General features: G+C 76.1%; 26 protein-coding genes. 5 read left to right on the top strand and 21 right to left on the bottom strand.

Going from position 1 to position 25,680, the window contains the following annotated elements; all coding sequences use genetic code 11:
- Positions 1 to 91 precede the first annotated feature (91 nt).
- From lgt to ACI792_RS06705, 13 genes are all read right to left on the bottom strand, one after another.
- Positions 92 to 1,060 (bottom strand): prolipoprotein diacylglyceryl transferase, encoded by a 969-nt coding sequence (gene lgt, locus ACI792_RS06765; RefSeq protein ID WP_456601928.1) that lies wholly within the window; start codon positions 1,058 to 1,060, stop codon positions 92 to 94.
- Complete coding sequence (trpA, locus tag ACI792_RS06760) at positions 1,057 to 1,857, bottom strand: tryptophan synthase subunit alpha (RefSeq protein ID WP_456601927.1); 801 nt, start codon at positions 1,855 to 1,857, stop codon at positions 1,057 to 1,059. The genes lgt and trpA overlap by 4 nt, the downstream gene beginning before the upstream one ends.
- Positions 1,854 to 3,203: a tryptophan synthase subunit beta gene (trpB, locus tag ACI792_RS06755; protein ID WP_456582580.1), complete on the bottom strand. Its 1,350-nt coding sequence runs from the start codon at positions 3,201 to 3,203 to the stop codon at positions 1,854 to 1,856. Before trpB ends, trpA begins: the two co-directional genes overlap by 4 nt.
- Before the next feature lie 85 nt (positions 3,204 to 3,288).
- On the bottom strand, positions 3,289 to 4,818 hold the full coding sequence (locus tag ACI792_RS06750; protein WP_456601926.1) for a DUF222 domain-containing protein: 1,530 nt from the start codon (positions 4,816 to 4,818) through the stop codon (positions 3,289 to 3,291).
- Positions 4,819 to 4,970: 152 nt separating this feature from the next.
- On the bottom strand, positions 4,971 to 5,780 hold the full coding sequence (gene trpC / locus ACI792_RS06745) for an indole-3-glycerol phosphate synthase TrpC (RefSeq protein ID WP_456601925.1): 810 nt from the start codon (positions 5,778 to 5,780) through the stop codon (positions 4,971 to 4,973).
- A 153-nt stretch (positions 5,781 to 5,933) separates the two neighbouring features.
- Entirely contained in the window at positions 5,934 to 6,578 is a 645-nt protein-coding gene (locus tag ACI792_RS06740; RefSeq protein ID WP_456601924.1) for a Trp biosynthesis-associated membrane protein, read from the bottom strand.
- Positions 6,575 to 8,104 carry an anthranilate synthase component I gene (locus ACI792_RS06735; protein ID WP_456601923.1) on the bottom strand — a complete coding sequence of 510 codons (1,530 nt, stop codon included), beginning with the start codon at positions 8,102 to 8,104 and terminating at the stop codon, positions 6,575 to 6,577. Before ACI792_RS06735 ends, ACI792_RS06740 begins: the two co-directional genes overlap by 4 nt.
- A complete protein-coding gene (gene hisI / locus ACI792_RS06730) occupies positions 8,101 to 8,478 on the bottom strand; it encodes a phosphoribosyl-AMP cyclohydrolase (RefSeq protein WP_456601922.1) in 378 nt (125 codons plus the stop codon). Before hisI ends, ACI792_RS06735 begins: the two co-directional genes overlap by 4 nt.
- A gap of 26 nt (positions 8,479 to 8,504) precedes the next feature.
- Positions 8,505 to 9,185: a hypothetical protein gene (locus ACI792_RS06725; RefSeq protein ID WP_456601921.1), complete on the bottom strand. Its 681-nt coding sequence runs from the start codon at positions 9,183 to 9,185 to the stop codon at positions 8,505 to 8,507.
- Between the two features lie 10 nt (positions 9,186 to 9,195).
- A complete protein-coding gene (locus ACI792_RS06720) occupies positions 9,196 to 10,866 on the bottom strand; it encodes an FAD-binding dehydrogenase (RefSeq protein ID WP_456601920.1) in 1,671 nt (556 codons plus the stop codon).
- Positions 10,867 to 10,959: 93 nt separating this feature from the next.
- Positions 10,960 to 11,382 carry a hypothetical protein gene (locus ACI792_RS06715; protein WP_456601919.1) on the bottom strand — a complete coding sequence of 141 codons (423 nt, stop codon included), beginning with the start codon at positions 11,380 to 11,382 and terminating at the stop codon, positions 10,960 to 10,962.
- A 27-nt stretch (positions 11,383 to 11,409) separates the two neighbouring features.
- Positions 11,410 to 13,245 carry an ABC transporter ATP-binding protein gene (locus tag ACI792_RS06710; protein WP_456601918.1) on the bottom strand — a complete coding sequence of 612 codons (1,836 nt, stop codon included), beginning with the start codon at positions 13,243 to 13,245 and terminating at the stop codon, positions 11,410 to 11,412.
- A complete protein-coding gene (locus tag ACI792_RS06705; RefSeq protein WP_456601917.1) occupies positions 13,242 to 15,017 on the bottom strand; it encodes an ABC transporter ATP-binding protein in 1,776 nt (591 codons plus the stop codon). Before ACI792_RS06705 ends, ACI792_RS06710 begins: the two co-directional genes overlap by 4 nt.
- A gap of 136 nt (positions 15,018 to 15,153) precedes the next feature.
- Between ACI792_RS06705 and ACI792_RS06700 the strand changes: the two genes are divergently transcribed.
- On the top strand, positions 15,154 to 15,765 hold the full coding sequence (locus tag ACI792_RS06700) for a TIGR03085 family metal-binding protein (RefSeq protein ID WP_456601916.1): 612 nt from the start codon (positions 15,154 to 15,156) through the stop codon (positions 15,763 to 15,765).
- 16 nt (positions 15,766 to 15,781) lie between these two features.
- Here the strand turns inward: ACI792_RS06700 and ACI792_RS06695 are convergent, their stop codons facing one another.
- The 5 genes from ACI792_RS06695 to ACI792_RS06675 form a co-directional block, all read right to left on the bottom strand.
- Positions 15,782 to 17,191, bottom strand: coding sequence for an FAD-binding oxidoreductase (locus ACI792_RS06695; protein ID WP_456601915.1), 1,410 nt, complete (start codon positions 17,189 to 17,191; stop codon positions 15,782 to 15,784).
- 127 nt (positions 17,192 to 17,318) lie between these two features.
- Positions 17,319 to 18,113: an imidazole glycerol phosphate synthase subunit HisF gene (gene hisF, locus ACI792_RS06690; protein ID WP_456601914.1), complete on the bottom strand. Its 795-nt coding sequence runs from the start codon at positions 18,111 to 18,113 to the stop codon at positions 17,319 to 17,321.
- Entirely contained in the window at positions 18,110 to 18,502 is a 393-nt protein-coding gene (locus ACI792_RS06685) for a RidA family protein (RefSeq protein WP_456601913.1), read from the bottom strand. The genes hisF and ACI792_RS06685 overlap by 4 nt, the downstream gene beginning before the upstream one ends.
- Complete coding sequence (gene priA / locus ACI792_RS06680) at positions 18,499 to 19,230, bottom strand: bifunctional 1-(5-phosphoribosyl)-5-((5-phosphoribosylamino)methylideneamino)imidazole-4-carboxamide isomerase/phosphoribosylanthranilate isomerase PriA (protein WP_456601912.1); 732 nt, start codon at positions 19,228 to 19,230, stop codon at positions 18,499 to 18,501. The genes ACI792_RS06685 and priA overlap by 4 nt, the downstream gene beginning before the upstream one ends.
- A 37-nt stretch (positions 19,231 to 19,267) precedes the next feature.
- The gene (locus tag ACI792_RS06675; RefSeq protein ID WP_456601911.1) at positions 19,268 to 20,110 is read right to left on the bottom strand and encodes a helix-turn-helix domain-containing protein; all 843 of its coding nucleotides are present in this window, start codon (positions 20,108 to 20,110) and stop codon (positions 19,268 to 19,270) included.
- A 38-nt stretch (positions 20,111 to 20,148) separates the two neighbouring features.
- Between ACI792_RS06675 and ACI792_RS06670 the strand changes: the two genes are divergently transcribed.
- The 4 genes from ACI792_RS06670 to ACI792_RS06655 all read left to right on the top strand — a co-directional run bounded on the left by ACI792_RS06670 (position 20,149) and on the right by ACI792_RS06655 (position 23,044).
- Entirely contained in the window at positions 20,149 to 20,697 is a 549-nt protein-coding gene (locus tag ACI792_RS06670; protein ID WP_456601910.1) for a TIGR03086 family metal-binding protein, read from the top strand.
- Positions 20,698 to 20,743: 46 nt separating this feature from the next.
- Entirely contained in the window at positions 20,744 to 21,346 is a 603-nt protein-coding gene (locus ACI792_RS06665; RefSeq protein ID WP_456601909.1) for a nitroreductase family protein, read from the top strand.
- Positions 21,347 to 21,402: 56 nt separating this feature from the next.
- The gene (locus tag ACI792_RS06660) at positions 21,403 to 22,653 is read left to right on the top strand and encodes an aminoglycoside phosphotransferase family protein (protein ID WP_456601908.1); all 1,251 of its coding nucleotides are present in this window, start codon (positions 21,403 to 21,405) and stop codon (positions 22,651 to 22,653) included.
- Positions 22,654 to 22,747: 94 nt separating this feature from the next.
- A complete protein-coding gene (locus tag ACI792_RS06655; protein WP_456601907.1) occupies positions 22,748 to 23,044 on the top strand; it encodes a hypothetical protein in 297 nt (98 codons plus the stop codon).
- A 56-nt stretch (positions 23,045 to 23,100) separates the two neighbouring features.
- Here ACI792_RS06655 and ACI792_RS06650 read toward each other — a convergent pair whose 3' ends face one another.
- From ACI792_RS06650 to ACI792_RS06640, 3 genes are read right to left on the bottom strand one after another with little or no spacing between them, the layout of a single operon-like run.
- Positions 23,101 to 23,769, bottom strand: a complete 669-nt coding sequence (locus ACI792_RS06650) for a response regulator transcription factor (RefSeq protein WP_456601906.1) — start codon at positions 23,767 to 23,769, stop codon at positions 23,101 to 23,103.
- Positions 23,766 to 25,349, bottom strand: a complete 1,584-nt coding sequence (locus ACI792_RS06645) for a sensor histidine kinase (RefSeq protein ID WP_456601905.1) — start codon at positions 25,347 to 25,349, stop codon at positions 23,766 to 23,768. Before ACI792_RS06645 ends, ACI792_RS06650 begins: the two co-directional genes overlap by 4 nt.
- Positions 25,350 to 25,352: 3 nt before the next feature.
- Positions 25,353 to 25,676, bottom strand: coding sequence for a hypothetical protein (locus tag ACI792_RS06640; RefSeq protein WP_456601904.1), 324 nt, complete (start codon positions 25,674 to 25,676; stop codon positions 25,353 to 25,355).
- Positions 25,677 to 25,680: the final 4 nt, after the last annotated feature.

The raw sequence follows: 25,680 nt of genomic DNA, 5'->3' as shown, positions 1-25,680 counted from the left end.
GCGTACACAGCCGTAACGCCGTCCTGACACGGCTGAAGCCGATCCGTGACGGTGCACACGCTCAGGCGCGGGCCGCCCGGCGAGCCCCCGGTCAGCTCCCGGACGACGGCCGGTGATCGTCCTCACGCGCCGCGGCCGCCGTCGCCCCGGAGGAGGGCCCGGCCGACGCCTCGGTGGGTGCCGGGGACCCCGGCGCGGCCGGCTCGCCGGAGGTGGCCGCGTCGCCGCGGTCGATGACCTCGCGAGGGCGGCCGCGCTGCCAGACGAAGTAGGTCACCGCCAGCAGCCCGACGACGATCGAGGTGAAGACGTTGACCCGGACGCCGAAGAAGGTCTCGGCCGGGTCGGTGCGCAGGAGCTCGATCCAGAGCCGGCCGGCGCAGTAGGAGGCCACGTAGAGCGCGAACGCCCGGCCGTGCCCGAGGCGGAAGCGGCGGTCGGCCCAGACGACCAGCACCGCCGCGGCGAGGTTCCACAGCAGCTCGTAGAGGAACGTGGGGTGGAAGGTGCCGAGCACCACCGGTTCGCCGTCGGCGCCGGTGACCGCCCGGCCCCCGCTCCACTCGTAGATCGTGAGCGCCCAGGGCAGGTCGGTGGGGCCGCCGTAGAGCTCGTTGTTGAACCAGTTGCCCAGCCGGCCGATCGCCTGCGCCACCAGGAGCCCCGGCGCCAGGGCGTCGGCGAACGCGGGCAGGGGGATGCCACGCCGCCGGCAGGCGATCCAGGCCCCCACGCCGCCGAGCGCGATGGCGCCCCAGATGCCGAGGCCGCCCTCCCAGATGGCGAAGGCCCGCAGCGGGTCGCCGTCCGCGCCGAAGTACGGCCGCGGACTGGAGATCACGTGGTAGATGCGCCCGCCGACGATGCCGAAAGGCACCGCCCACACGGCGATGTCCAGCACGTCCCCGGGCGCTCCGCCGCGAGCGACCCAGCGCCGCTCGGTGATCAGGACGGCCGCGACGATGCCGGCGACGATGCACAGCGCGTAGGCCCGGATCGGCAGCGGCCCGAGCTCCCAGACGCCCTGGGTGGGGCTCGGGATGGCGGCGAGCACCGTCACGCCGGCACCCCCGCCCGGCGGACACCGGCGGCGAGGTCCCGGGTGAGCGCGCGGACGCCCTCCACCCCCCGGCCCTCCAGCAGCTCGCGGACGTAGGCGGAGCCCACGATGACGCCGTCGGCGAACGCGGCGACCTCGGCCGCCTGGCCGCCGTCCGAGACGCCCAGGCCGACGCACACCGGCAGGCCGGGCGCGGCCTCCCGGGTGCGGGTCACGAGCTTCTCGGCGGCGTCGCCCACCGTGGCCCGCGTGCCGGTGACCCCCATCGTGGACGCGGCGTAGACGAACCCGCGACAGGCGGCGGTGGTCGAGCGAAGGCGCGCGTCGGTCGACGACGGCGCGACGAGGAACACCCGGTCCAGGCCGTGCTCCTCCGCCCCGGCCAGCCACTCCCCGGCCTCGTCGGGGATCAGGTCGGGCGTGATGGCGCCCGCTCCCCCGGCCGCGGCCAGGTCCGCGGCGAACCGGGCGACGCCGTAGCGCTCGATCGGGTTCCAGTAGCTCATCACGACCGGGACGGCGCCCGCCGCGGCGACGGCCGCCACGGCGCGGAGGACGTCCGGCATGCCGACCCCGGCGCGCACGGCGACCTCCACGGCCTCCTGGATCACCGGACCGTCCATGCCGGGGTCGCTGTAGGGGACGCCGATCTCGACGACGTCGGCACCGGCCTCGACCGCCGCCACCATGGCCTCGATCGAGCCCTCGACGTCCGGGTAGCCGACCGGGAGGTAGGCGATCAGGGCGGCGCGGCCCTCCGCCTTCGCCGCGTCGATCCGTTCCTGCAGCGCGCTCACGCCGTCTCCCCCGCGTCCTGGCCGGCGACGGCCTCGGCGTTGCTGACCGCACCCTCGGTGGGCCGCTGGTCGGTGTCCAGACCCGGGCCCGGGTCGACCTCCTGACGGTCGCCCAGCCCGAACCAGCGCGACGCCGTCTCGACGTCCTTGTCGCCCCGCCCGGAGAGGTTCACCAGGAGCAGCGTGTCCGGCCCGAGCTCCTTGCCGAGCACGAGCGCGCCGGCGAGGGCGTGGGCGGACTCGATCGCCGGGATGATGCCCTCGGTCCGGCAGAGGAGAGCGAACGCCTCCATGGCCTCGGCGTCGGTCACCGGCCGGTACTCGGCCCGCCCGATGTGGTGCAGGTAGGAGTGCTCCGGGCCGACGCCCGGGTAGTCCAGGCCGGCGCTGATGGAGTGGGACTCCACGGTCTGGCCGTTCTCGTCCTGGAGGAGGAACGAGCGGGCGCCGTGCAGCACGCCCGGGGTCCCCCCGGTGATCGTCGCCGCGTGCCGGCCGGTGCCGACGCCGTCGCCGCCCGCCTCCAGGCCGACCAGCCGCACGCCCTCGTCGGGCACGAAGGCGGTGAATATGCCGATCGCGTTCGAGCCGCCGCCGACGCAGGCGAGGACGGCGTCGGGCAGCCGCCCCTCCCGCTCGAGCACCTGGGCGCGGGCCTCGTCACCGATGACCCGCTGGAAGTCCCGGACCATCGCGGGGAACGGGTGCGGGCCGGCGACGGTGCCGAAGACGTAGTTGGTCGTCTCCACGTTGGTCACCCAGTCGCGGAAGGCCTCGTTGATCGCGTCCTTGAGGGTGCGCGAGCCGGTGGTCACCGGGATCACCTCGGCGCCGAGCAGCCGCATGCGGGCGACGTTGAGCGCCTGGCGGCGGGTGTCCTCCTCGCCCATGTAGACGGTGCAGGACAGCCCCATGAGCGCTGCCGCGGTCGCCGTCGCGACGCCGTGCTGGCCGGCGCCGGTCTCGGCGATGACGCGGGTCTTGCCGATCCGCTTCGTGAGCAGCGCCTGGCCCAGCACGTTGTTGATCTTGTGGGAGCCGGTGTGGTTGAGGTCCTCGCGCTTGAGCAGGATCCGCGCCCCGCCGGCGTGGGCGGCGAACTTCGGCACCTCGGTGACCGGGCTCGGCCGACCGGTGTAGTCGCGCTGCAGGCGGGCGAACTCGGTCAGGAAGGCCGGGTCGACCCGCATGGCCTCGTAGGCCTCGGTCAGCTCGTCGAGCGCGGCGATCAGCGCCTCCGGGACGAAGCGGCCGCCGAACACCCCGAAGTGCCCGGTGGCGTCGGGCCAGCCCGGTCGCGCCGGGAGCGAGAGGTCTCCGGTCTGCGGTGGGCTGGTCGTCGTCATGCGCACAGTGTCCCGCGCCGGGCGCCGCGAGCGCCGCAGGGGTGCACGCGACATCACCGGATCGGACCAGCGCAGCCGCGTGCGGTCAGAAGGGTGGCGGGTCGTCGTCCGGCTCGAGCTCCTCGTCCGGGTCCGGGTCCGGTGGTGGTCCGGGTGGCTGGGTGAGGACGCGGTAGCCGGGTGGTCGGCTTGTCCCGGTGACGCCGCTGGGGGTGGTGACGGTGAGCACGCCGTCGTCGTCCAGGGTGTGGGTCCAGCCGGGGGCGAAGGTCTTGAGCCGGTGGTGGCGGCGGCAGAGGCAGCACAGGTTGGGGCAGGCGGTCTGGCCGCCGTCGGCGTGGGCGAGGACGTGGTCCAGGTCGGCCCGGCCGGCGGGCACGGTGCAGCCGGGGTGGCGGCAGGTGCGGTCGCGGACCCGCAGGAACCGCTGCTGGACCGCGGTCGGGCGGTAGCGGTCCACCGCCGGCGGCGGGCCCAGCAGCGGGCACCCGCAGGCGGCGTCGGGGTGCTCGGGGCAGCCGCTGGCCGCCAGCCGGGCCAGCTGGCCGCGGCCGGTGACCGCCCGCAGCTTTCCGGTGTCGTCGGTGATGGCGATGTCCAGGCCGCCACCCGGGGGTGGCTGCAGGGTGCAGGCGTCCAGCTGGGCGAGCAGTTCGCGCAGGTGGGCGGCGGTGATCGGCTCACCGTCGACCTCCCCGACCGGCTCGGGAGCCCCGGCTGGGGTGAACGCCGCGGGCAGCGGGGCGCCGGCGGCGAGGAACCGGGCGGGGTTGAGCGCGCCCAGCGGGGCAACCACGGTCAGCTGCGCGGTCACCGCGGGCTGGTCCTGCCACGGCCGGAGCAGCAGGTCGGCCAGCGCACCGGCGCGCAGCATGCCGATCGGCCGATCGTCCCCGGCCGCCTTCGCCGCCCGGGCGTGGCCGTCCACCGCCGCCCGGCAGGCCCGGGCGTCGGGATGCCGGAGCAGGGCGCGCAGCTCGCTCATCCCGTCCCCGACCGGCCGCACCGACACATCCGCGCCGCGCCGGCGCGCTTCCCGGCGCCGGTCGGCCGCGGCGGCGTCGCGGGCCACCAGCTCCGCCCGCATGGCTTCGCGCAGTCGGCCCACCCCCAGCCCGGTGGCGCCGGGCAGCACCGCGGCCTCCGCCGCGGCGATCACCGCCGGATCGGTGTCGGCCCCGGTGGCGGCGACCTCCGCGGCGATCGCCCGGGCCCGCGGCCAGTCCAGCAGCCCCAGCCGCAGCCGGGCGAAGGTGGCCGGCAGCCGGGTGGTGAGCACCCCGGCGTGCTCCAGCAGGGTCACCGCCGCCGCCCGGCTGCCGTTGTGCACCGCCGCCAGCTCATCGGGCACGAACTCACTGACCCCCGCCGGCCCCACGGTTCCGGCCCGCTCCCCGCCGGGCAGCGGATCGACCGGGGCGGGGCGGGCGGCGGCGAGGTCCATCACGAGCTCCACCCGCAGCGCCGCCAGCCGCGCCTCCGCCGCCACGATCTGCCCCAGCAGCTCCGCGACCTCGCCCGCCGACCGGCGGGCGGGCAGCCACGCCGACAGCGGCTCGTCGAACCGCCGCGGCTCCGGGTCCTCGATCTCCCAGGGCGAGGGCGCGTCGGACACCGGCCCAACCGTCACCCCGACCGCGAACCCGACCACCGACACAACCGCAGGCTAGGCCGGGGGTACGACACTTCCCGCAGGTCAGCGCCTGGACCGGCGGCGGCGAGGGCTCACCGCGTCGGACCGGGTCGAGCGGCCGGGACCGCAGTCCCTCAGCGGGTGGTGCGCGGGGTGGCGGGGTGGCTGCCCGCCGTCACCAGGTCGGCGACCGCCTGGCGGGCGTCGCCGGCGGTGACCAGACCCTCGCCCACGAGCACGGCGTCGGCCCCGGCGGCGGCGTAGCTGATCAGGTCGTGCGGGCCACGGACGCCGGACTCGGCGACCTTCACGACCTCCGACGGCAGCCCGGGGGCGATCCGCTCGAAGGTGGACCGGTCGACCTGCAGCGTGGTCAGGTCGCGGGCGTTCACCCCGATCACCGAGGCGCCGGCCGCCATCGCGCGGTCGGCCTCGGCCTCCGTGTGCACCTCGACCAGCGCCGTCATGCCCAGGGACTCGACCCGCTCGAGCAGGCCGACCAGCACGTTCTGCTCCAGCGCCGCCACGATCAGCAGGACGACGTCGGCGCCGTGCGCGCGGGCCTCGTGCACCTGGTAGCTGCTGACGATGAAGTCCTTGCACAGCACCGGGACGTCCACGACGGCGCGGACGGCGGCGAGGTCGGCGTGCGACCCCCCGAAGCGCCGCCCCTCGGTGAGCACCGAGATGACGCGGGCGCCCCCGGCGGCGTACTGCTGCGCCAGGGAGGCCGGGTCGGCGATGTCGGCCAGGTCGCCCTTGGAGGGGCTGCGCCGCTTGACCTCGGCGATCACGCCGACGCCGGGCGCGCGCAGGGCCGCCAGCGCGTCGCGCGCCGGCCGGGCCGCCTGCGCGGCGGCCTTCACCTCGTCCAGCGGCGTCGCGGCCTCGCGGACGGCGAGGTCGGCGCGGACTCCCTCGATGATCTCGTCGAGCACGTTCACGGCGTGGTCGCAGCCTCGGCCGAGGTCCCGTGGTCGTTCATCTGCGCCACTGCTCCTCGTACGTCGATCCCGGGCGGATGGGTGGGCCCACTCTAGAGGCGGGCCGGACGCCCCCCGGCCCGGGGGCGGCCGAGGCGGCCCTGGCCCGTTCCGCTACGCGGTGCGGTCGGACCGCGGCGCCGGCGGGGGCTCGGTCGGGTCCTCCCCGCGGTCCAGGGCCTTCCAGGCGTCGTCCGCGCGGTCCTCGTCCGACCGCGCCCGCGCCGGCCCGGCGTCGCGCTCGTAGCGCTGCCCCATCGCCGGCCAGGACGCCCCGCGCAGGACGGTGAGCACCCCGGCGAGGGCCGCCAGCACGCCGGCGACGACGGCGAGCCCGGGCCAGACCGCGGCGACCTCGACCGTCGTCGCGGTGACGCTGGTGCCGCTCACGCCCGGCAGGTCGGCGGCGGCGTCGGCCACTCCCCCGGCCAGGACCCGGGCACCGGACCAGGCCACGGCGCCACCGCAGGCGGCGACCAGCAGCCCCACGGCCAGCCGGCCGGCGCCCCGCACGGCCAGCAGCGCGACGGCGGCGGCCAGCAGCACCAGCCCGGCGGCGGTCACCAGCGGTGCCGCGGCGCCGCCGGTGAGCGTCCCGGACACCGGCGGCAGGGGCGGCCGGCGCTCGGCGGTCACCTCTGCCCAGCGCTGGCTCGCGGCCGACAGCGCCAGCGCCCCGGCGGCAGCGGCGGCGACGACGGCAGCCGTCAGCTCGCGCCGCGCCCCGCCGGGCCGGCCGCCGCCCGTCGCGCCGCTCACGCCAGCTCCCGCAGCCTCTCCGCCGTCGCGATCGCCGCGAGCACCGCGCGCGCCTTGTGCCGGGTCTCGGCCTCCTCGCTGGCGGCGTCGCTGTCGGCCACGATCCCCGCGCCGGCCTGCACGTAGGCGCGCCCCTGGTGCAGGACCGCGGTGCGGATGGCGATCGCCATGTCCATGTCCCCACTGGCGTCGACGTAGCCGACGGTGCCCGCGTACAGCGCGCGCCGGGTCGGCTCCAGCGACTCGATGATCGTCATGGCGCTGGGCTTCGGCGCGCCGGAGACGGTGCCGGCGGGGAACGTGGCGTCGAAGACGTCGAGGGCGTCGCACCCCGGCCGCACCTCGCCGGCGACGGTCGAGACCAGGTGCATCACGTGGCTGTAGTGCTCGACCCGCATGAAGTCCGGGACCTCGACGCTGCCCGGGACGCAGACCCGGCCCAGGTCGTTGCGGGCGAGGTCGACGAGCATGACGTGCTCGGCGCGCTCCTTGGGGTCGGCCAGCAGCCCCTCGGCGAGGCGCACGTCCTCCTCAGGGGTCGCCCCGCGGGGGCGGGTGCCGGCCGGCGGGTGGACGACGGCCGACCTGCCGGACACGGTCACCAGCGCCTCCGGGGACGAGCCCACGATGTCGAACGGGCTCTCCCGGCCGGCGAACCGGAGCAGGTACATGTACGGCGACGGGTTGGTCGCCCGCAGCACGCGGTAGAGGTCGAGCGCGGCGACGTCGGTCACGAGCTCGAACCGCTGCGCCAGCACCACCTGGAAGGCGTCGCCGGCGCGGATGTGCTCGCGCACCTCCTCGACGCCGTCCCGGAAGACGCCGGGCGCCAGGTTGCTGCGCACCGACGCCGGGACGTCGGCGGGCTCGAAGACGGCCACCGCCGACGGCGCCGGCCGGACCAGCGCGGCGGCCATGGCGTCCAGGCGGGCGACGGCGTCGTCGTAGGCGGCGTCCGCCGAGCCGGCCCCCCGCCCGGGCAGGGCGTTGGCGATGAGCAGCACCGACCCGTCGCTGTGGTCGAGCACGGCCAGGTCGGTGACCAGCATCATCGCCAGCTCCGGCATGCCGAGGTCGTCGGTGCTCGTGCTGGGCAGCCGCTCCAGCCGGCGGACGACGTCGTAGCCGAGGTAGCCCACGAGCCCGCCGGTGAGCGGGGGCAGACCCGCGCCGCGGGGCGAGCGCAGCCGCCGAGCGAGCACCCGCACCGCCTCCAGCGGGTCCTCGGGGAGGTCGTCGGTGAGCCCGGGCACGTGGTCACCGAGCCACTGGGTGCGCCCGTCGTGCTCGGTCAGGACGCCGGCGCTGCGGACGCCGACGAAGCTGTAGCGGGCCCACCGCTTGCCCTGCTCGGCCGACTCGAGCAGCACCGTGCCCGGGCGGTTGCCGGCGAGCTTGCGGTAGACGCCGACCGCGGTCTCGCCGTCGGCCAGCAGGCGGCGGGTGACCGGCACGATGCCTGGCCCACCCACCCCGCCGATCGCCGCGAACTCCGCGCGCGAGGGCGCGGTGACCCCGAACCTCACGGCGCGACCCCCTGCGCGGCGGGCAGCACCCGGTGGAAGCAGCTGCGCTCGCCGGTGTGGCAGGCGGCGCCCTCCTGGTCGACGAGCAGCAGCAGCGCGTCGCCGTCGCAGTCGAGCCGGACCTCCCGTACCCACTGGCGGTGCCCGGAGGTCTCCCCCTTGACCCAGTACTCCTGCCGGCTGCGCGACCAGTAGGTGGCCCGCCCGGTGGTCAGCGTGCGCTGCACGGCCTCGTCGTCCATCCAGGCCACCATGAGCACCTCGCGGGTGTCGTGCTGCTGGACGACGGCGGCGACCAGGCCGGCAGGGTCGCGGCGCAGCAGGGCGGCGACCTCGGGGGCCGGCGCAGGGACGGAGGGGTCGGTCGCGGGCATGCCGCCCAGTGTGCCGTGCGGGCGCCTCAACCCTGCGGGGCGGTGAACCAGCTGCGACCGCCGCCGAACAGCACCAGCCCGAGGGCGACCAGCGGGGCCGCGGCGAAGAACAGGCTGAACGCCGCCACCACGCCGCCGACGTCCTGGGTGGCCGCGGCCGGGCCGAGCAGGTCGGTGAGCTCGGCCCACCAGTAGGCGGCGAGCAGCAGCTGGGCGCCGTGCGCGGCGAGCAGCGCCAGCCAGGCCACCCGGGTGCGCCGGGTCAGCGCGAGGATGCCGGCGGTCACCAGCAGCACCACCGAGACCACCTGGACGATCGAGAGCACGCCTCCCTCGCGGGCGAACTCGTACGCCTGGGTGGGGGCGGCGGTCGGGCTCTGCTCGATCGCCATCTGCGCCAGCGAGGCGAAGAACCACACGTACAGCGAGGCGATCAGCACCAGCAGCGCCTGGACGAAGCTCAGCACCGCGGCGCCGACGACCTGGCCCGGGCGGCGCCCGGCCCGGGGCGGGACCGGGCCACCGGGGAACGGCGCCGCCCCCCAGGGGCCGCCGTAGCCGTACGGGCCGGGGTGGCCGTACGGCACACCGTACGGCGGTGCGCCGTACGGCGAGGGCGGCGGCAGCGTGGGCGGCGGACCGGTGTAGACCGGCCCCGGCTCGGTCGGGGTCGCCGGGTCCGACCAGGGGTCGCGTGGTGCGCTCACCGCTGCCCCGTCACAGCGCGGCCGCGAGCGCGCGCCCCGCGACCCGGCCCGAGAAGAGGCAGCCACCGAGGAACGTGCCCTCGAGCGAGCGGTAGCCGTGCACGCCACCCCCGCCGAAGCCGGCCACCTCACCGGCCGCGTACAGGCCCGGGAACACCTCGCCACCGGGTCGGAGCACGCGGCCGGAGAGGTCGGTCTCCAGCCCGCCGAGGCTCTTGCGGGTGAGCAGGTTGAGCCGCACCGCGACGAGCGGCCCGGCATCGGGGTCGAGCAGCCGGTGCGGCGGCGCGACCCGGATGAGCTTGTCGCCGAGGTAGTTGCGGGCGCCCCGGATGGCGGTGAGCTGCAGGTCCTTGGTGAAGGTGTTGCCGACCTCGCGGTCGCGGGCGACGATCTCCCGCTCGACCTGGGCGAGGTCGAGCTCGGGGGTGCCGCCGGTGACGCGGTTCATGCCCGCGACCAGCTCGGGCAGCGTGCGGGCGACGACGAAGTCCTCCCCCTCGTCCAGGAACGCCTGGACCGGGCCGGAGACGCCGGCCTTCACGCGGGTCATCAGGAGCCGGAGGTCCTTGCCCGTGAGGTCGGGGTTCTGCTCGGACCCCGAGAGCGCGAACTCCTTCTCCACGATCTTGTGCGTGGCGACGAACCAGGTGTGCTCGTGGCCGGTCTGCCCGATGTGGGCCAGGGTCCCGAGGGTGTCGAAGCCCGGGAAGAGCGGCACCGGGAGCCGCTGGCCGGTGGCGTCGAGCCACAGCGACGACGGCCCCGGGAGGATGCGGATGCCGTGCTTGTCCCACACCGGCGAGTGGTTGACGACGCCCTCGGTGTAGTGCCACATCCGGTCGCCGTTCACCAGGCTGGCGCCCGCCGCGACCGCCGCCTCCTGCATGTGCCCGTCCACGTGCGCGGGGACGCCGGAGAGCAGCCGCTGCGGGGCGGGACCGAGGCGGGCCGGCCAGTGCTTCCGGACCAGCTCGTGGTTGCCGCCGATGCCGCCGGAGGTGACGACGACGGCCTGCGCCCGCAGCTCGAACTCCCCGACCTCGGTGCGCGAGCTGGCCTCGCCGCGCGCGACGCCGCTCGGCTCCAGGACCGCACCCCGCACCCCGGTCACGGTGCCGTCGGCGACCACGAGCTCGGAGACGCGGTGGCGGAACCGCAGCTGCACCAGGCCGGCGTCGACGGCGGCCCGCACCCGGCGCTCGAACGGGGCGACGATGCCGGGCCCGGTGCCCCAGACGATGTGGAAGCGCGGCACCGAGTTGCCGTGCCCGGTGGCGGTGTAGCCGCCGCGCTCGGCCCAGCCCACCACCGGGAAGAAGCCGATGCCCTGCTCCTTGAGCCAGGCGCGCTTCTCACCGGCCGCGAACTGCAGGTAGGCCTCGGCCCACCGGCGGGGCCAGTGGTCGCTGTCGCGGTCGAAGCCGGCGGTGCCGAACCAGTCCTGGCGGGCGAGCTCGAGGGAGTCGCGCACCCGCAGGCGGCGCTGCTCCGGGGAGTCGACGAGGAAGAGTCCACCGAAGGACCACCAGGCCTGACCGCCGAGGGACGCCTCGGGCTCCTGGTCGACCAGGACCACCCGCTTGCCGGCGTCCGCGAGCTCGGCGGTGGCGACGAGGCCGGCCAGGCCTGCCCCCACCACGACGACGTCTGCCTCCATGCCGGCCTTCTCGGTGTCCACGACCGTGACGCTAGCGGGCCGCCGCTGCTGCGCGGCGCCCTGCGCGGGCGCGACTCGCCCGCCCGGGTGCCGCCGGGACCGGCCGGGGCACCGTCACCCCGCGGTCCAGCGGCGGACCCGCCGGGTGGAGGCCAGCACCGCGGCGAGGACCGGGAGGGCGAGCTGGAGCAGCGCGAGGGCCGCCGCGCCGCCCTCGGGAGGGTCGGCGCCGACCACCGCGACGGCGCCGATGAAGAGAGCGATCGGCAGCCAGGCCAGCGCCAGCGGCAGCCAGCCACGCCGGGCCAGCAACCAGAACGCGGCAAGCAGCTGCACCACCGGGGCGATCAGCAGCAGCCACGTCCACGAGATCCCGGAGGTGACCGCCTGCCACCCCTCCAGACCCACGACGACGAGGGCCAGCAGCACCGAGGGCATCGCGCCGACGATCCCGATGGCCGCGGCCGCCAGCGCGATGCCGGGGATCCGCGGGGAGGGGGTGCCGGTGTCCCCGCGCGCCCGCGGTGCAGAGCCCATCCCGGCAGGCTAGACAACGCCGGCCGCTCAGCGCGCGGGTTCCGGCTCCCCCGCCGACGAGCGACGCCACGACGCGTGCAGCCGCGCGTACGGTCCGTCCGCGTCGACCAGGTCGGCGTGCGCGCCCCGCTGGACGACGCGGCCGGCGTCGACGACCAGCACCTCGTCGGCCCGCTCCGCGGTGGAGAGCCGGTGCGCGATGGTCAACGTCGTCCGGCCCTCGGTCAGGGTGTCCAGCGCGCGGGTGAGCCGCTGCTCGGTGGCCGGGTCGACGGCGCTGGTCGCCTCGTCGAGCACCAGCAGGTCGGGGTCGGCCACGTAGGCGCGGGCGACGGCGACCAGCTGCCGCTCCCCCGCCGACAGCGACTCCCCGCGCTGGCCCACCGCCGTCCCCACGCCCGCCGGCAGGCCGGCGATCCACGGCGCCAGGCCGAGGTCGTCGAACGCGGCGACGACGTCGTCGTCGGTCATGCCGGGCCGGCCGTAGCGGACGTTGTCGGCCACCGTGGCGTCGAAGAGGAACCCGTCCTGCGGCACCATCACCACCCGCGCGCGCAGCGAGGAGAAGGCGACCTCGGACAGCGGCACCCAGCCGGCGTCGCCGGAGCCGAGCAGCACCCGCCCCTCGACCGGGTCCATGAGGCGGGTGACGAGCTTGGCGAAGGTGGTCTTGCCCGAGCCGGTCTCGCCCACGATCGCGACGCGGGTGCGCGGCGCGATGGTCAGGTCGACGTCGTCCAGCGCCGCCCGCGCACCCGGCGCGTAGCGGAAGGTGACGTGCTCGAACCGGACACCGAGGGGGCCGGCCGGCAGCTCGCGCACCCGGCCGGGTGCGGAGACGGCCGGGTCGCGGACGTCGGGCTCGGTGTCGAGCACGTCGAGCACCCGGCGGAAGCCGGCGACGGCGTTCTGCGCCTCGTTGAGCACCTCGCTGGCGGTCTGCACCGGGGCGACGAAGAGGGTGACGAGGAAGAGGAAGGCCACGAGCGTGCCCGGGGTGATGTCGCCGGCGAGCCCGAGCAGCACGCCGACGACCACGACGGCGGCGTTGGCGACGGCGGCGACGAACTCCCCGCTGACGAACACCGCGGCGGTCACCTTCTGCGCGTCGACCTGCGCGCGGTAGTGCCGGTCGATGGCGGCGTCGAGCCGCTCGGCGGTGCGGGCCCGGACCCCGTAGGCGCGCACGGTGGGGGCGCCGACCACCGACTCGGCCACCGCGGCCAGCACGTCGCCGACCCGCTCGCGGACCACGCCGTAGACCTGCACCAGCCGCTGGGCGAACCAGCGGACGGCGAACACCAGGGGGATGAAGCAGACGAGCACCAGCAGGGTGAGCTGCCAGGAGTAGACGAACATGACGGCGGTGGCGACGACGAGCTGGCCCACGCTGACCAGCCCGAGCACGCCGCCCCACTGCATGAACACCGAGAGCTGGTCGACGTCGCCGGTCACCCGCGAGACCAGCGAGCCGCGCCGCTGGCCCTGCTGGTGCAGCACGGAGAGGTCGTGCACGTGCCGGAACGCCCGCGCGCGCAGGCCGGCCAGCGCGGTCTCGGTGGTGCGGAACAGGCGCACGTTCATGCGGTAGACCGCGACGGCGGTGAGCACGACGACGACCGCGCAGGCCGCCACCACCCACGCGACGAAGTCCAGGTCGGGGCCCTCGGGCGAGCCCAGGCCGCGGTCGATGACCTGCTGCACGGCGATGGGGACGACCACCCGGCCGGCCGTGGCGACCAGCGCGAGGGCGAAGGTGACCGGCAGGCCGCGCCGGAACTCCGGCATCATGCGCAGGCCCCGCCGCAGCGTGGCCAGGGCGCCCTCGTGCTCGCGGTCCTCGAGCTGGGCAGCGGCGGTCACGCCGGCACCTCCGTCTGCGAGTAGGCGCGGACCAGGGCCTCGTAGCCCGGGACCTCGGCCAGCAGCTGCTGGTGGGTGCCACGGGCGACGGCGCGCCCGTCCGCCAGCCACACCACCTCGTCGGCCAGCGCGATCGTCGCCTGCCGGTAGGCGACCACGACGACGGTCGTCGGCGTCCCGCTGCCGCGGAGCGCGTCGAGGATGCGCGCCTCCACCGCCGGGTCGACGGCGCTGGTGGCGTCGTCGAGGACCAGCAGGCGGGGTCGGCGGACGACGGCGCGGGCCAGCGCCAGCCGCTGCCGCTGGCCGCCCGACAGCGACGCGCCCCGCTCGCCCACGCGGGTGTCCAGCCCCTCGGGCAGCGCGCCCACGAAGTCGTCGGCGGCGGCCACGCGCAGGGCCGCCCACACCTCGTCGTCGTCGTAGGGGGCGCCGAGGGTGACGTTGCCGCGCACCGTGTCGTCGAAGAGGAAGGCGCTCTGGGCGACGAACGCCACCTGCCCGCTGACCTCGCCCTCGCGCAGCCGGCGCAGGTCGACCCCGTCGAGGAGCACGCCGCCGTCGGCCGGGTCGACCAGACGCACCAGCAGGCCGGCGAGCGTGGACTTGCCCGAGCCGGTGGGGCCGACGACGGCCACCGTCCGGCCGGCCGGCACGTCGAAGGTCACCCCGCTCAGCGTGGGCCGGGCGCTCCCGTCGAACCGGAAGGCGACGTCGCGCAGGGCCACCCCGGCACCCCCGGCGCCCGCGACGGCGGCGTCCGGCCCGTAGGGGGTCTCGCCGGTCGCCTCCAGGACGGGGGTGACCCGGTCGAACCCGGCGAGGGCGCGGGGCAGGTCGGCCAGCACCCAGCCGATGGCGCGGATGGGCAGCGCCAGCAGGGTGAACAGGTAGGCGATGGAGACCAGCTCGCCGGCGTCGGTCGCGCCGTCGGCGACCCGGCCGGCGCCGATGAGCAGGACGGCGAGCGTGCCCAGGCTGGGCAGCGCCTCCATCAGCGGGTCGAACAGCCCGCGCACCCGGCCGACGGCGATCAGCCCGTCGCGCAGCTGCTCGGCCCGGTCGGCGAAGCGCTCGGTCTCGGTGTCCTCGCGGCCGAGGGTCTTCACCACGAGGGCGGCGTCGAAGCTCTCGTGGGCGATCTCGCTGACCTCCGCGCGCAGCTGCTGGGCCCGCTGCATCCGGGGGCTCATGACCTGCGAGTAGACGACGTTGGCGGCGAACACCAGCGGGAAGACCACGAGGCCCACCAGCGCCAGCAGCGGATCGGTGAGGACCAGCGCCACCACGGTGATCCCGATCATCACCAGCGCGCCGCAGGCGAAGGGCAGCGGCGCGACGAAGAACCAGGCTGACTCGACGTCGGAGTTGGCGTTGGAGAGCAGCTGGCCGGTGGGGTGGCGCTGGTGCCAGGACAGCGGCAGGCGCAGGTACTGGCCGGTCACGCGACGCCGGTACTCCGCCTGCAGCCGGTAGCTCATGATCCCGGCGAACAGCCGGCGGCCCAGGATGCCCAGGATCTTCAGCAGCGCGACGCCGAGGATGGCGACCGAGGCCAGCGCGAGCGCCGTGCCGGTGGTGGCGCCGTCCTCGAAGGAGGGCAGCAGCACGCGGGAGGTGATCTCGCCGATCACCCACGCGCTGGCGACGGTCATCGCGCCGTAGAGGCTGCTGGCCAGGAGGGCCAGGGTGAACATCCGGGGCTGCTCGCGGACCGCCCGGCGGATGTGGCGGAGCCCGCGTCGCACGACGGCGTCTCTGCGGCGGGACACGGGGCTCCTCGGGGGTCGGGCGACCGGGACGGCGTGCACGGTCGTTAGGAACGCTAAGCGGTGCCAACCACGCCCGCACGCGACTTCTTCCCGGGCCCGGGTGTCGCCGGACGCACCCGCCCGGTACGAAGGTGCGATGAGCGCCTCTCCCCCACCCCTGCAGGACCGCGAGCGCGCCGCCCTGGCCGACCTCCTCGACGAGCTCGGGCCGGAGGCGCCGACGTGCTGCGAGGGGTGGACCACGGCGCACCTGGCCGCGCACCTCGCCGTCCGCGACCGGCGGCCCGACGCCCTCCCGGGCTACGGCCTGGAGATGGTGCCCGGCGGTGAGCGGCTGGGCTGGTGGTCCCACCGGCTGGAGGACCGGCTGCGCGAGTCCACCCCCTACGCCGAGGTGGTGGGTCAGGTCCGCTCCGGCCCGCCGTCCTGGGCGCCCACGGCCTGGCCGGCCGTGGCCCGGGCGATCAACGTGTCGGAGTTCACCATCCACCACGAGGACGTCCGTCGCGCCCAGCCCGGGTGGGAGCCGCGCACGCTGGCCCGGGCCGAGCAGGACCAGCTGTGGTCGGTCGCCGCGCTCCACGCCCGGCGGGCCGCCGGTCGCCGCGGCCTGGTGCTCCGCCGCTCGGACGCCGCCGGCGAGGAGAAGCGGTTCGGTGCCGGCGGGCGCACGGTCACCGGCGAGCCGCTCGAGCTGCTGCTCTGGGCCGCGGGCCGGCGCGACGTCGCCCGCGTCGACGTGGGCTGACCGCCATCCGGAGGGGTCAGCTGCCCGGGCGCGGCCCCGGCTGCCTGCTGGACGGGGCGATGTTCTGGTTGAGGCAGAACAGGTTGTCCGGGTCGTAGCGGTCCTTGATCGCCACCAGGCGGTCGTACTTGTCCGGGCCGAAGGCGGCACGGACCCGGTCGGCCCCCTCGTCGCCCAGGAAGTTGAGGTAGGCGCCGGCGGCGGCGTACGGCTTCACGGAGGCGGCCAGCTCCCGGGTCCAGGCGATGTTGCGCTCGTCGTCGGCCGGGTCGGGCCACATGCTCAGGAAGTGGATGTTCCAGGGCGCGTCCCGCAGGTCGAAGGCCGTGGCCTCGCGCGGGACCCGCGCCAGCGCGCCGCCGCCGGGCGCGAGGATCACCTGGGTCATCGGTGAGGGCACGCGACCGGTCAGCTCGGCGATCCTCTCGATGCCGTCGTCGGGCAGCTCCCGCAGGAAGTCCGCCGTCCACCAGTTGCGCATGCCTCGCGGGCAGGCGAGGTCGAGCATCTGCTGGATCGCCGTGTAGGGCATCGGCTGCACCATCGTGACGATCGGGGAGCCGTACTCGAGCAGTGGCCGCAGGACCTCCTGCCCCTGCGCCACGTCGCCGGCGTACACGACGACCAGCCCCAGCACCGGACGGCCCCGCACGGGTTCCGGTACGAACGGCTCCGGTGGGGCGGAGATGAAGGCGGCGGCACCGTTGACCTCGTCCGGCGCCTGGGCCATGAACTCGCGGTAGTGGCGGACCACGTCGACGGCGGCCTCGTGCGGGTGCATCACCATGCCGCCGAGGAGCACCGGCCCCATCGGCGAAGCACGGAAGTCGAACCGGGTCACGACGCCGAAGTTGCCCCCGCCACCGCGCAGCGCCCAGAACAGGTCGGGCTCCTGCTCGGGGCCGACCTCGAGCACCTGGCCGGCGGCCGTCACCACCTCGGCGCCGATGAGGCTGTCGCAGGTGTAGCCCAGCGTGCGCTCGAGCCAGCCGCTGCCGCTGCCGAGCGCGAGCCCGCCGACGCCCGTCGACGACACCCGCCCGCCGGTGACCGCCAGCCCGTGCTCCTGCGTGGCGGCGTCGAACTGCGCCCACGTGGCCCCTCCATCGGCGCGCACCGAACGGTCGGACACCTGGACCTGCACGCGGTTCATCGGGCGGAGGTCCAGCATGAGCCCGCCGTCGCAGACGGCGTGTCCCACGACGCCGTGCCCCCCGCCGTGCACCGCGAGCGGGAGACCGGCGTCTCGGGCGTGCCCCACCGCCGCCACGACGTCGTCCGTGCCGGTGCACCGGGCGATCAGTGCGGGCGAACGGTCGACCATGCCGTTGAAGACCCGGCGGGCGTCGTCGTAGCCGGGGTCGCCGGGCCGGAGCACCTCACCGCGGAAGCCGCGGATGACGGACTGCAGCGTGGGAGTCGCCATGACTGCCTCCTGGAGTCGGGAGCGACCATGGTGCTCCCGGCTCCCGGCCCCCGCGACGGACCTTCGTCCCGCATGCGGGATACCGCGCGCGGCGCACGCCGGCTCCGGCGCGCTCACCCGGCAACCGTCAGTGGAGTGGCTGGTCGCCCTCGCGGCGCACCGGGACGCCGGCCGCGGCCAGGCCGGCCTTGACGTCGCCGACGCGGAGCTGGCCGAAGTGGAAGACGCTCGCCGCCAGCACCGCGTCGGCGCCCGCCGCGACGGCGGGCGGGAAGTGCTCCACCGCGCCCGCGCCACCGCTGGCGATCAGCGGCACGCTCACCTCGCGGCGCACCTGCGCGATGAGGTCGGTGTCGAAGCCGGCGCGCGTGCCGTCGGCGTCCATGGAGTTGAGCAGGATCTCGCCGACCCCGAGCTCCGCTGCCTGCACGCACCACTCGACGGCGTCGCGGCCGGTGCCCCGGCGGCCGCCGTGGGTGGTGATCTCGTAGCCGGAGTCGGTCACCGCGCCGTCGCGGGTCCGGCGCGCGTCCAGCGACAGCACCAGCACCTGGCTGCCGAACCGGTGGGCGATCTCGGCGATCAGCTCGGGCCGGGCCACGGCGGCGGTGTTGACCGCGACCTTGTCCGCGCCGGCGCGCAGCAGCTTGTCGACGTCCTCGACGCCGCGCACGCCGCCGCCGACGGTCAGCGGGATGAAGACGCTCTCGGCGGTGCGGCGGACGACGTCGTAGGTGGTCTCGCGGTTGCCGGAGCTGGCGGTGATGTCCAGGAAGGTCAGCTCGTCGGCGCCCTCGGCGTCGTAGACCCGGGCCATCTCGACGGGGTCCCCGGCGTCGCGGAGGTCGACGAAGTTCACGCCCTTGACCACGCGCCCGGCGTCGACGTCGAGGCACGGGATGACCCGCACGGCGAGCGTCACGCCGCGGGCTCCCGCACGGCGTCGGCCTCGATCTCCACCAGCAGCTCGGGGTCGACGAGCGCGGAGACCTCGACCATGGTCGACGCCGGCCGGATGCCGCCGAACACCTCGCCGTGGGCGCGGCCGACCTCCTCCCAGCGGCTGATGTCGGTGACGTACATCCGGGTGCGGACGACGTCGGCGAGGGCGAAGCCGGCCCGCTCCAGCGACTGCTCGATGATCGCCAGCGCCTGCCGGGTCTGCGCCGCGGCGTCGCCGGGGTGCGCGACCTCGCCGTCGATGGTGGACGTCGTCCCGCTGACCCAGGCCGCGTCCCCGCGGACGACGACGCGGCTGTAGCCGACCACCGCCTCCCAGGGGCTGCCCGAGCCCAGGCGGACCACGCTCACGCCAGCTCCTCGGTCACCCGGAGGGCCTCCGGCAGGGTGAAGGCGCCGGCGTAGAGGGCCTTGCCGACGATGGCGCCCTCGACGCCGATGGCGGTCAGCGAGGCCAGCGCGCGGATGTCGTCGAGCGAGCTGACCCCGCCCGAGGCGATCACCGGCCGCGGGGTGGCGGCGCAGACCTCGCGCAGCAGCTCCAGGTTCGGGCCCTTGAGGGTGCCGTCCTTGGTGATGTCGGTGACCACGTAGCGGGCGCAGCCCTCGGCGTCCAGGCGGGCGAGCGTCTCGTACAGCTCCCCGCCCTCCTGGGTCCAGCCCCGGGCGGCCAGCCGGGTGCCGCGGACGTCGAGGCCGACGGCGATCCGGTCGCCGTGCTCGGCGATGGCCCGGGCGCACCACTCGGGCGACTCCAGGGCGGCGGTGCCGAGGTTGACCCGTCGGCAGCCGGTGGCCAGCGCCGCCTCGAGCGACGCGTCGTCGCGGATGCCGCCGGAGAGCTCCACGTCGACGTCCAGCTCTCCGACGACGCGGGCCAGCAGCTCGCGGTTGCTGCCGCGGCCGAAGGCGGCGTCGAGGTCGACCAGGTGCACCCACTCGGCGCCGTCGCGCTGCCACTGCAGCGCGGCGTCGAGGGGGTCGCCGTAGGAGGTCTCGCTGCCGGCCTCCCCCTGCACGAGACGGACGGCCTGGCCGTCGGCGACGTCGACGGCGGGGAGCAGCTGCAGCTTCGGCACGGGTGCAGCCTAGGGACCGCCTCCGGGGCGCCCGGCGTCAGCTCCCGGCCGCGTGCCGGGCGGCGAACCGCCCGGGGGTCATCGCGGTCACGCGGGCGAAGTCGCGGGTGAAGTGCGCCTGGTCGGCGTAGCCCAGCACCGCCGCCACCTCGCCGATGCTCGACGGGTTGCCGCGCAGCCGCTCGGCCGCCTCCTGGAGCCGGCGCCGCTGGATCAGCCACTTGGGCGTGAGCCCCAGGCGGCGGTGCACCAGCCGCTGCAGCGCCCGTTCGGAGAGCCCGAAGCGCGCGCACACCTGCGCGACGCGGACCACCTCGCGGTCGCCCTCGACGAACGCCACCACCTCGTTGACCAGGCGGCCGTCGTCGTCGACCGGGAGGAACGGCCGCAGCGCGTCGCCGAACGCGGCCATCGCCGCGGTGTGCGCCTCCGGGGCGTGCGGGTCCTGCGCCATGGCGGCGCGGACGCGCGTGGTCAGCCGCTCCCCCTCGGGCCCCAGCACCTCGGCGACGTCGACGTACCGGTCGGTGTACCCGCTCATCGGCCCCCCGGCGACCAGCGCGCCCGCCGCTGGAGCGCACATGACGCCCACCGCCCAGCCGTCGCCGGTCAGCGTCGTCTCCGACAGCCCGCTCACGACGCCGTAGAACCGGGCGTAGCCCCCCGAGACGACCAGCAGCGCGACCGGGTACTGCAGGACCCGCTGCGGGGCCTCGCGGCCGGGCGGGACCGACCACACCGGGATCCAGAACCGCTGCAGCAGGCCGTCGAACTCCGGCGCCGCGGGATAGCGGTGGATGACGTGCGAGGCGTCGTCCGGGTCCTTGAGGTGGGCGCGCTCGACGTGGTCCATGCCCCCACCGACCCTGTCGGGTTTCATCAAGACCGAGCCTGCCGCACGCTCCTACGTTCCGGGGCATGACCTCCACCGCCGCGAGCTTCCAGGCCGCCGAACGCCCCTTCACCGCGCTGCTCGACGCCGTCCCCCCGGCCGGCTGGGCCCGCCCGTCCCCCTGCGAGGGCTGGACCGCCGCCGACGTCGTCAGGCACGTGATCGGCACCCAGCGCGACTTCCTCACCACGCACGGCGTCGACCTCGGCGAGGCCCCGGACGTCGCCGCGGACCTCGCGACCGCCTGGCGGGAGCACGCCAAGCGCACTGCCGAGGCGGTGTCGGACGACGCCGTCGCCGCCCGGGAGTTCGAGGGCTTCTTCGGCCCCACCACGGTCGGCGCCGCCTTCGTGCAGTTCTACGTCTGGGACATGGTCGTGCACCGCTGGGACGTCGCCCGCGCCGTCGGCGCCGACGCCGGCCTCACCGACGAGGAGCTGGACCGGATCGAGGCGGGCGCGGACGCCTTCGGCCCCGCCCTCCACATGGACGGCATCTGCCGCCCGGCCCTGGAGGTGCCCGGCGACGCCGACCGGGCGACGCGGGCGCTGGCCCGGCTCGGCCGGAGGGCCTGACCCGGCGTCGCCCCCGTGCGGCAGGCTGACGGCGTGGAGAGCTGCCGTGGAGTTCGCTGACGTCGTCCGCCGTCGCCGCATGGTGCGCGACTACGACCCCGACCGCCCGGTGCCCCCCGAGGTGCGGGAGAGGCTGCTCGAGCACGCCATCCGGGCGCCGTCGGCCGGGTTCAGCCAGGGCTGGGCGTTCCTCGTGCTGGAGACACCGGAGGAGCGCGACCGATTCTGGTCGGCGACTGCGCCGGCCCCCACCCACCCGGACGGCTGGCTGACCCGCATGCGGCGGGCCCCGCTGCTGGTCGTGCCGCTGGCCAACAAGAGCGCCTACCTCGACCGCTACGCCGAGCCGGACAAGGGCTGGACCGACCGCGACGAGGCCCGCTGGCCGGTGCCCTACTGGGACGTCGACGCCGGGATGGCCTCGCTGCTGATGCTGCTCACCGCGGTCGACCAGGGGCTCGGTGCCTGCTTCTTCGGCGTCCCGGCCGAGCGGGTCGGCGCGTTCCGGTCGGCGTTCGGGGTGCCGGAGGAGTACCGGCCGGTCGGCTGCGTCTCGGTCGGCTACCCCGGCGCGGAGGACCGCCGGTCGCCGTCGCTGCGCCGGGGCCGGCGGGGCGTCGACGAGGTGGTGCACCGGGGCCGCTGGTGAGAGCTCCCTCATCGGGCTCTCACGCGCGGTTCACGGCCGCCACCGAGGCTGGCGGGGTGGACAGCGGCCCGCTCAGCCCGGTGCGGGTCCCCCCGTGGTGGCCCCCCTCGCTGCAGCTCCTGCTCGGCGCGCCGGCCGGCAATCTCTGGTCGGCCGTGCTGGGGCCGCTGTCCGGCCGGCTCCGGACCCTCGCGGCGACGTCGGTGTCCCTGCGCCCCGACGGGGCGGCCACCGTCCGCCACACCGCCGTCGTCGAGTGGGCCGACGGGCGCACCACGCGCGAGCACCTCGCGGCGACGACGGGCACCGCGATGCCGCCGGGGGCCGCCGTCGTCGAGGGCGAGGCCGGGGGTGCACCGCTCGCCGTGGGTCTCTGGCGGTGGCCGCTGGACCCCGCGCTGCCCGGGCTGGCCTGGGCGACCTCGGCCGCCGGGGTGGCCGAGCGGCTGGCCGCGCTCGGCGTCGACGTCCCCGCCCCCCGGCTGCGGCTGCGCGCCTACCGGCCCGGCCGGCGCGCGGTCGTGGAGGTGACCTCGCCCGCCGGTCGCTGGTTCCTCAAGGTCGTCCGCCCGTCGGCGGTCGCGGACCTCGTGCACCGCCACACCGCCCTGGCCCCGGCCGTCCCGGTCCCGCCGGTGCTGGCGAGCACCGCCGACGGCGTGGTCCTGCTGCCCGGCCTGCCCGGCACGCCCCTGCGGGCGGCGCTGACCGGGGACCCCGCGAGGCTGCCCGACCCGCAGGCACTCGACCTCCTGCTCGACCGGCTCCCGGCCGTGGCGGCGCGGAAGAGGCGCGGCGCGCCCGGCGACCCGCTGCCCGCCCTGCGGGCGCACGCGGCGGTGCTCGGAACGGTGTCCCCCGCCCTCCTGCCCCGGCTGGCGCGGGTCACCGCCGCGGTGGCGGCCGGCGCCGGCCGGCACCCCGTCGTGCCGGTGCACGGTGACTTCTACGAGGCGCAACTGCTCGTGGACGACGCCGGGGCGGTCGTCGGCCTGCTCGACGTGGACACCGCCGGTCCGGGGGCGCGGATCGACGACTGGGCCACCCTGCTGGGACACCTGGTCCTGCTGGAGCACCTGGCCGTCGAGCGGGAGCCGATCACCGCCTACCGCGAGCGGGTGGTCTCCCTGCTCGCGGGGCGCTGGCCCCGGGGCCAGCTGGAGGCCCGGGTGGCGGGCGTGCTCGTCGGTCTGGCCACCGGCCCCTTCCGGGTGCAGCAGCCGGGGTGGGCCGCGGCGACCGAGACCCGGCTGGCCCTCGCCGAGCAGTGGGCCGGCTGCACGGCGCGGCACTCCGCCGCCGGATGAGAGCAGCCTCATCGCGGTCTCCCGGAGGGCTCACCCGCGGTGGGCACCGTGGTCCTCGTCAGCGCACCAGCACCGTTCCCGAGAGGACTGCACCATGAGCAGCACGCCCGCCACCTGGAAGATCGTCACCTTCGGCACCGCGCTCGCGGGGCTCGGCGTCGCCGGCGTCGGCATCGCCGCGGCGGACGACGGCGGGGCCTCGTCGCAGCCGCCGGCCGCCATCTCCGTCGCGGCGGACGACAGCCCCGACGCCTCGCCCGACGACGACGCCGTCGCCGAGGCGTCCACGGACACGTCCGACCGCGACGGGGACAGCCCCGACGACGCCAGCCCGGACGTCGACACACCCGACGTCGACACCCCCGACGACAGCCCGGACACCGACGACTGATCCCTGGAGCCGACGGCCCCGGTCCCCACTCGGGCCGGGGCCGTCGGCTGCGCGGGTCAGGCCGCCGGGAGGCGGTAGCCCATGCCGCGCACCGTCTCGATGCGCTCGGCACCGAGCTTCCTGCGGAGGTACCGGACGTAGACGTCCACGACGTTGGAGCCCGGGTCGAAGTCGTACCCCCACACGTGGCTGAGCAGCTGCTCGCGGGCCAGCACCTGACCCGGGTGGCGCAGGAAGGTCTCGGCGAGGGCGAACTCCCGCGCCGAGAGGTCGACGACCCGCCCGTCCACGCTGGCCCGCCGGGTCCGCAGGTCCAGCGAGAGCCCGCCGACGGTCAGCACCGTGGCAGTGCTCTCGGCATCGCGGGCCCCGGCCAGCCGCAGCCGGACCCGGGCGAGCAGCTCCTCGAAGCGGAAGGGCTTGGCCATGTAGTCGTCCGCGCCGCCCTCCAACCCCGCGACGGTGTCCTGCACGCTGTCCCGCGCGGTCAGGACGACCACCGGGACGGTGCAGCGCTCGGCACGCAGGGCCCGCAGAACCGAGAAGCCGTCGAGCACCGGCAGCCCGATGTCGAGGACGACCAGGTCGAACTCGCCGCTGCGGGCGCGGTCGAGCGCCGACAACCCGTCGCCGACGACCGCCGTCACGAAGCCGTTGGCCTTCAGGCCCTTCTCGACGAACGCGGCGATGCGGGGCTCGTCCTCGGCGATCAGCACCCGGCTCACCGGGACCCTCCCTCGGTCGGTGCGGAGGGGACCCCGGCCCCCAGGAGCGGTGTGTCCGCGGCGTCGTCGACGGTGCCCTCCGGGCCGGCGGGCAGGTCGGCCGGCCCGCCGTCGTGCGGAGGCGCCGGCCGGGCGGGCAGGACCAGCGTGAAGGTCGCCCCCTCCCCCGGGCGGCTGTGCAGCTCCACGGTGCCGCCGTGACCGGCCGCGATCGCCCGCACGATGGAGAGGCCGAGGCCCGCGCCGTCGCTGCGCCGTGCCGCCGAGCTGCCGCGGGAGAACCGGTCGAACACCCGCTCCTGGTCCGCCGCGGGGATCCCGGGCCCGGTGTCGTCGACCCACACCAGCAGCCGGTCGCCGCTGAGCCGGCTCCCCAGCACGATGCGGTCCCCGGTCCCGGTGTGCTGGACGGCGTTGTCGGCCAGCGCAACGACCGCCTGGGTCAGCCGCTGCGGGTCCAGGAGCAGGTCGGCCCGGGCGACGGCGCCCAGCTGCCAGTCGCGGTCGCCGAGCTGCCGGACCTTGCCGAACACGTCGGCGGTGACCTCCGCGACGTCCACCGGCTGCAGGCGGACGAACTCGGGCTGCTCGGCGCGGGCGAGCAGGAGCAGCTCGGACACCATGCGGTTCATCCGCTCCAGCTCGTCGTCGACCAGGGCGACCGTCTGGCGCACGTCCTCGGGGTCGGACGGGTCGAGCACCTCCAGGTGCCCGCGCACGATGGTGATCGGCGTGCGCAGTTCGTGGCCGGCGTCGTCGAGGAACCGGCGCTGGGCCGCGACGCCGGTCTCGACCCGGTCGAGCATCCCGTTGACGGCCACGGCGAGGTCCCCGAGCTCGTCGGCCGGGCGCCCGTCGACCGGGATGCGGCCGGTCAGGTCGGTCTCGGTGATCCCCTGCGCGGTCGTCGCGACGGCGCGCACCGGGGCGAGGACGCGACCGGCGACGACCCACGCCCCGGCGGCGGCGAGCAGCACCGTCACCCCGCCGACACCCAGCATCAGCCGCGCGGTGTCGTCGGCGGCCTGGCGCTCCTGGTCGGCGAAGTAGGCGACGAGGGCGACGCCCGGGGTCGGGTCGCCCTCCAGGGTGACCGGGACCGCGAGGTACCGGACCTCGCCCGCGCCGCTCGAGTAGCTGCCGGCGCGGGTCTCGGTCACCGACCCCACGAGGTCGGTGAAGGCGGCGTCCTCGCTCAGCAGGACCGGCGCCTCGATGCGGCTCTGGAAGCGGTACTCGCCGCCCACGTAGCCGAGGAACTTCTCGTTCGGGCGGGCCAGGTTGTAGGTGATCACGGTCCGCAGCACGTCGGCCACCGAGGCGAAGGGCTCCCCCGTCGCCGGGTCGATGTTCCCCTCGACGATCTGCGAGAACTCCTCCACCTCGGCCCGCAGCGCCAGGTCCATCCGCTCGTCGATCGACCGGATGAGCAACCGCCAGGTGACCAGCGTGACCAGCGCCAGCGCCAGGAGCACCAGCAGGAGGACCCAGGCGATGATCCGCGTCCGGGCGGTCCGGGGCACCAGCCGGCGCCGGGCGCGCTCGCGCCACCCGGCCCTCACCTGCTGCCCCTCGTGCACCGCTCAGTCGTCACCGTCGTCGTCAACGTCCGGGCCCCCGTCGTCGTCCCCGGGACCGTCGTCGTCATCGTCATCGTCGTCGGGCAGGGGTGGCGGGGGCACGACGTCGGTGGCCGGCGGCGGCCCACCCGCGTCCCCCGGCCCGGGCGCGACCGGCTCGGACGCGGCCGGCTCGGACGGAAGCTCCACCCGGGCGGGGACGTCGATGGGCGCCGGCACCGGCTGCTCCACCGGTGCCGGCGAGCCCAGCAACGCCCATGCCAGGCCGCCGGTGAGCAGGACGGCGGCGAGGCCGGCGAGCACGGCGAGCAGCGGACGAGGTCGCACCGGT

It is taken from the genome of Blastococcus sp. SYSU DS0669 (assembly GCF_054050895.1).
Note: the sequence above shows the minus strand (reverse complement) of the source record. Positions and strands in the feature narration are given on the sequence as shown.

Excerpts from the sequence above, each read along its gene's own strand:
- ACI792_RS06715 (WP_456601919.1), bottom strand. The coding sequence starts at position 11,382 with ATGGGCTCTGCACCGCGGGCGCGCGGGGACACCGGCACCCCCTCCCCG.
- ACI792_RS06700 (WP_456601916.1), top strand. The coding sequence starts at position 15,154 with ATGAGCGCCTCTCCCCCACCCCTGCAGGACCGCGAGCGCGCCGCCCTG.
- ACI792_RS06655 (WP_456601907.1), top strand. The coding sequence starts at position 22,748 with ATGAGCAGCACGCCCGCCACCTGGAAGATCGTCACCTTCGGCACCGCG.
- ACI792_RS06670 (WP_456601910.1), top strand. The coding sequence starts at position 20,149 with ATGACCTCCACCGCCGCGAGCTTCCAGGCCGCCGAACGCCCCTTCACC.
- ACI792_RS06695 (WP_456601915.1), bottom strand. The coding sequence starts at position 17,191 with ATGGCGACTCCCACGCTGCAGTCCGTCATCCGCGGCTTCCGCGGTGAG.
- ACI792_RS06675 (WP_456601911.1), bottom strand. The coding sequence starts at position 20,110 with ATGAAACCCGACAGGGTCGGTGGGGGCATGGACCACGTCGAGCGCGCC.
- trpB (WP_456582580.1), bottom strand. The coding sequence starts at position 3,203 with ATGACGACGACCAGCCCACCGCAGACCGGAGACCTCTCGCTCCCGGCG.
- hisI (WP_456601922.1), bottom strand. The coding sequence starts at position 8,478 with ATGCCCGCGACCGACCCCTCCGTCCCTGCGCCGGCCCCCGAGGTCGCC.